This window comes from Nostoc sp. CALU 1950 (genome assembly GCF_051172895.1).
In the GTDB taxonomy this organism is placed as follows: domain Bacteria; phylum Cyanobacteriota; class Cyanobacteriia; order Cyanobacteriales; family Nostocaceae; genus Nostoc; species Nostoc edaphicum_A.
Genome location: NZ_JBDNJQ010000431.1, coordinates 1 through 422 on the forward strand (window position 1 = coordinate 1; position 422 = coordinate 422).

The 422-nt window shown below is 35.5% G+C and carries 1 protein-coding gene; it reads left to right on the forward strand.

The features are described 5' to 3' along the window. Positions 1 to 254: 254 nt before the first annotated feature. On the forward strand, positions 255 to 422 hold a 168-nt coding region (locus ABF638_RS38320; RefSeq protein WP_435027945.1), incomplete at its 3' end, for a calcium-binding protein.

A 422-nucleotide genomic window follows, 5' to 3' on the forward strand; every position in this document is an offset into this window, starting at 1 on the left:
GAGTTAGTGTAACTAGATATGTAAAGTTTTGTATTAGGATTCAACATTTCTGCCTCTGTTGTTATGTTCGGAATTATTGGGATGGATTTTTAGAAGCATGATCCGGGGGTGCGATCGCGCTTTTGCTCTTCCACTAAGGTTCAAAATAATAAATATTTAATATCAAATATTGTACAAAAATCATGTAGTATATATTACATGATGTGTCAATTGATATCTGCACTATCTTAAACCCAAAAAAGCACAGTAAAACTATGGCTATTCAAGGAACAAACAACAACGATAATTTAGTTGGTACTTCTGGAAATGATACCATTCAAGGCTTAAATGGTAATGATAGTCTTTCTGGGCTAGGTGGAAACGATCAATTATCCGGTGGTGCTGGAAGTGATACCTTGTATGGTGGCGCAGGAAAAGATCAA